This window comes from Blastococcus litoris (assembly GCF_003075095.1).
Taxonomy (GTDB): domain Bacteria; phylum Actinomycetota; class Actinomycetes; order Mycobacteriales; family Geodermatophilaceae; genus Blastococcus_B; species Blastococcus_B litoris.
In genome coordinates this window covers 97,693-101,780 of record NZ_QCZF01000006.1, presented here as the reverse complement: position 1 = coordinate 101,780, position 4,088 = coordinate 97,693, and the positions used below count along the sequence as shown (strand labels likewise).

Here is a 4,088-nt window from a genome sequence, read left to right as displayed (position 1 = left end):
AGACGGCGAAGGCGACCGAGGACATCGCCCGCCGGGTGCTGGCGATCCAGGGCGACACGACGGCGGCCGTGGCCGCGATCGAGGAGATCTCCTCGATCGTCGGGCAGATCTCCGACCGGCAGACCACCATCGCCTCGGCGGTGGAGGAGCAGACGGCGACCACCCAGGAGATGTCGCGGTCGGTGCAGGAGGCCGCGGGCGGCACCACCGAGATCGCCGCCAACATCACCGGCGTCTCCACCGCGGCGGACTCGACCACCCAGGCGCTCGCCCAGACGCGCACTGCCGTCGACGAGCTCTCGCGCATGGCGGCCGACCTGCGCAGCACGGTGGGCACCTTCACGTACTGATCAGCACGGGGGCGGGGCGGTGACCGGACGACCGGTCGCCGCCCCATGCCATTTCTGCGAGCAGGGAATGGCGGTATGTCGACAACGACGAGGCGGGCGCCGACCCATTTTCCACCAGCATGCGACACGTCGGCGTTTTGCGACGAGGACAATTCTGTGGTGCGAAACCATTGAGTCGCACCCGTCGGGTGCCCCGCAGCATCAGCCCAACGGAGACAGCCCCGTGAACGTGTTCCGCCTCGCCGCCCGCTTCCGCGATCTGGGTGTGACCACCAAGATCCTCGCGGCCGTGACCCTGGCCGTGCTCGTCGCCGTCGGGGTGGGGGTCCAAGGCCTCCGGAGCCTGTCGGAGACCGCCCGGGCGACCGAGACGATGTACAGCCGGGAGCTGGTCGGCACGCTGGAGGTCGAGCGGGTCCGCACCCAGCTGTTCCTCCTCCGGCTGTCCGCCACCAACTACGCCGTGGCCCTGGACGACGAGGCCCGACAGGGTTTCCTGGACACGCGCAACAAGGCCTACGAGGACCTCGCCGCGGCGGCGGACAGCTACTTGGCCACCAAGCCGAGCGCCGCGGGGCAGGAGCTCATCGCCCACGTGCTCGAGGGCATCGAGCAGTACAAGGCCGCCATGATGCGGCTCGACCCGCTGGCGGAGGCCGGCCTGATCGCCGACTGGTCGGCCGAGCGGGACGCCCTGGTGGCTCCGATCGCGGCGGCCATCATCAAGGACCTGGACGAGCTGTCGAGCGTGCGCCAGGGCAACGCCGCTAAGAGCGCCCAGGCTGCTACCGACAACTACGAGTCCACCAGGACGTTGCTGCTCGCCGTCATCGTCGCCGGGGCGCTGCTCGCCCTCGGGCTCGGGGTGGCCATCGCCCGGGCGATCAGGCGTGACGTGCACCGGGTGCAGGCAGTGGCCGAAGGGCTGGCGGAGGGCGACCTCACCCGGACCGCTGGTCTCGAGGGCAAGGACGAGCTCGGCCGGATGGGCCGCTCCCTCGACGAGGCGGTCGGCTCGCTCCGGACGGTGCTGGGCTCGGTCGGTGCCTCGGCGGACGCGGTCGCGGCCTCGTCGGAGGAGCTGTCGGCGTCCTCGGCGCAGATCTCCGCCTCGGCCGAGGAGACCTCCGCGCAGTCGGGTGTGGTGTCCAGCGCGGCGGAGGAGGTCAGCCGCAGCGTGCAGACCGTGGCGGCCGGCGCCGAGGAGATGGGCGCCTCGATCCGCGAGATCGCCACCAACGCCGCGCAGGCCAGCGAGGTCGCCGCCCGTGCGGTCACCGCTGCGGAGACCACGACGGCGACGGTCGCCAAGCTGGGCGAGTCGTCGGCCGAGATCGGCAACGTCGTCAAGGTGATCACGAGCATCGCCGAGCAGACCAACCTGCTGGCGCTCAACGCGACCATCGAGGCCGCGCGGGCCGGCGAGGCCGGCAAGGGCTTCGCCGTCGTCGCCAACGAGGTGAAGGAACTGGCGCAGGAGACGGCCAAGGCGACCGAGGACATCGCCCAGCGGGTCCTGGCCATCCAGGGCGACACCACCGCCGCCGTGGCCGCGATCGAGGAGATCAGCTCGATCGTCGCGCAGATCTCCGACCGGCAGACCACCATCGCCAGCGCGGTGGAGGAGCAGACGGCGACCACGAACGAGATGTCGCGCTCGGTCCAGGAGGCCGCCGGCGGCACGACGGAGATCGCCAGCAACATCACCGGCGTCTCGACGGCGGCCGAGTCCACCACCCAGGCCCTCACCCAGACCCGCACGGCGGTCGACGAGCTCTCCCGCATGGCCGCGGAGCTGCGCGCCAGCGTGGGCCGCTTCCGCTACTGAAGAACTGGCTCGGGTATCCGGTGGGATACCGGACGGCGAGAGCGCGCGGCCGCACCGGCCGCGCGCTCTCGCCGTTTTCCGCCGCTCACCGGGAACTGCACGTGCGCCTCCGCCCGTCGGAAAATGGCGCCAAGTCGACATCTGGAATGCGGTCACCGGACAATCTGAGAAAGCGGGCCGCGACACGTTTGAATCTGAACGGGGCCGTTCGGAAGTGACCTATCTTTTCGTGCGTCACCCGCTCGCTGGAGTCAATCCACGGGGCGGGACGACGCCTCGTCCGCCACTCCCGATCGCCACCACTGGAGAACCACCATGTCCGTCCCCCGCCCCGCGGCCGCCCCGAAGCCCGCCGGCTCTCTCCTCTCCGCCTGGGCCGATCGATCGGTCAAGGTGAAGATCCTCGGCGCGGTCGGGGTGTCCGCCCTCGTGACCGCTGGGGTCGGGTTCATGGGTCTCAGCGCGCTGAGCTCCGCGGCCGACGGCGCGGAGGGCCTCTACCAGAGCAACCTGCTCGGCGTCTCGGCCGCGGGCGACATGGACGCCCTGGTGGGGGACATGCGGACCAACATCCGGGACACCATCCTCGGTGCCGACCCCGCCGCGAGCATGGCGAAGGTGAGCGCGCTGGGCGCGGACTTCCAGGCAGCCGGGGAGGCGTACCGCGGCACCACCAACGGTGACGCCGCCAAGCAGGAGGCTCTGGACCAGATCCTGGCCGACGCGTCGGACTACGTCGCCTTCCAGCAGGAGGTGCTCGTCCCGCTGGCCCAGGCCCAGGACTTCACCACCTGGATCCAGAGCAACGCGCAGCAGGGCGCACCGCTGGGCTCGGCCGTCCAGGACGGGATCCAGTCGCTCCGGGAGATCGAGTCCGCCGAGGCGGAGCGTGTCGCGGCCGGCATCCGGGACGACTACGAGTCCCAGCGGACGCTCGCCATCGTGCTGATGATCGCCGGCGTCGGCGTGGCCCTCGGCCTGGGCTGGTTCGTGGCCGGCGGTGTCGCCCGGGCGGCTCGCCGCGTGCAGGACGTCACCGAGGCCCTGGCGGTCGGCGACCTGACGAAGACCAGCGGCCTCGTCTCGAACGACGAGATGGGGCGCATGGGTCAGGGCCTGGACGCTGCTGTCACGAACCTGCGGTCGGTGCTGGGCACCGTCGCCGCGTCCGCCGACGCCGTCGCCGCTTCGTCGGAGGAGCTGTCGGCGTCCTCGGCGCAGATCTCCGCCTCCGCGGAGGAGACCGCCGCGCAGTCCGGTGTCGTGTCCAGCGCCGCCGAGGAGGTCAGCCGCAGCGTGCAGACCGTGGCGGCCGGCGCCGAGGAGATGGGCGCCTCCATCCGGGAGATCGCCAGCAACGCCGCTGAGGCCAGCGAGGTCGCCGCCCGCGCCGTGACCGCCGCCGAGACGACCACCGCCACCGTGGCCAAGCTGGGCGAGTCCTCGGCCGAGATCGGCAACGTCGTCAAGGTGATCACGAGCATCGCCGAGCAGACGAACCTGCTGGCGCTCAACGCCACCATCGAGGCGGCCCGGGCCGGCGAGGCCGGCAAGGGGTTCGCCGTCGTCGCCAACGAGGTCAAGGAACTGGCGCAGGAGACGGCCAAGGCGACCGAGGACATCGCCCAGCGGGTCCTGGCCATCCAGGGCGACACCACCGCCGCCGTGGCCGCGATCGAGGAGATCAGCTCGATCGTCGCGCAGATCTCCGACCGGCAGACCACCATCGCCAGCGCGGTGGAGGAGCAGACGGCGACCACGAACGAGATGTCGCGCTCGGTCCAGGAGGCCGCCGGCGGCACGACGGAGATCGCCAGCAACATCACCGGCGTCTCGACGGCGGCCGAGTCCACCACCCAGGCCCTCACCCAGACCCGCACGGCGGTCGACGAGCTCTCCCGCATGGCCGC

At 71.5% G+C, this 4,088-nt stretch carries 2 protein-coding genes and 1 pseudogene; all 3 read left to right on the top strand.

From position 1 onward, the window contains the following. Window positions 1–350 (top strand): annotated as a pseudogene (locus DCS98_RS14095) (methyl-accepting chemotaxis protein); the annotation flags it as partial. 223 nt (window positions 351–573) lie between these two features. After that, on the top strand, window positions 574–2,178 hold the full coding sequence (locus DCS98_RS14090; RefSeq protein ID WP_241037990.1) for a methyl-accepting chemotaxis protein: 1,605 nt from the start codon (window positions 574–576) through the stop codon (window positions 2,176–2,178). A 315-nt stretch (window positions 2,179–2,493) separates the two neighbouring features. Then, the coding region (locus DCS98_RS14085; RefSeq protein ID WP_164704588.1) for a methyl-accepting chemotaxis protein at window positions 2,494–4,088 on the top strand (1,595 nt) is incomplete at its 3' end.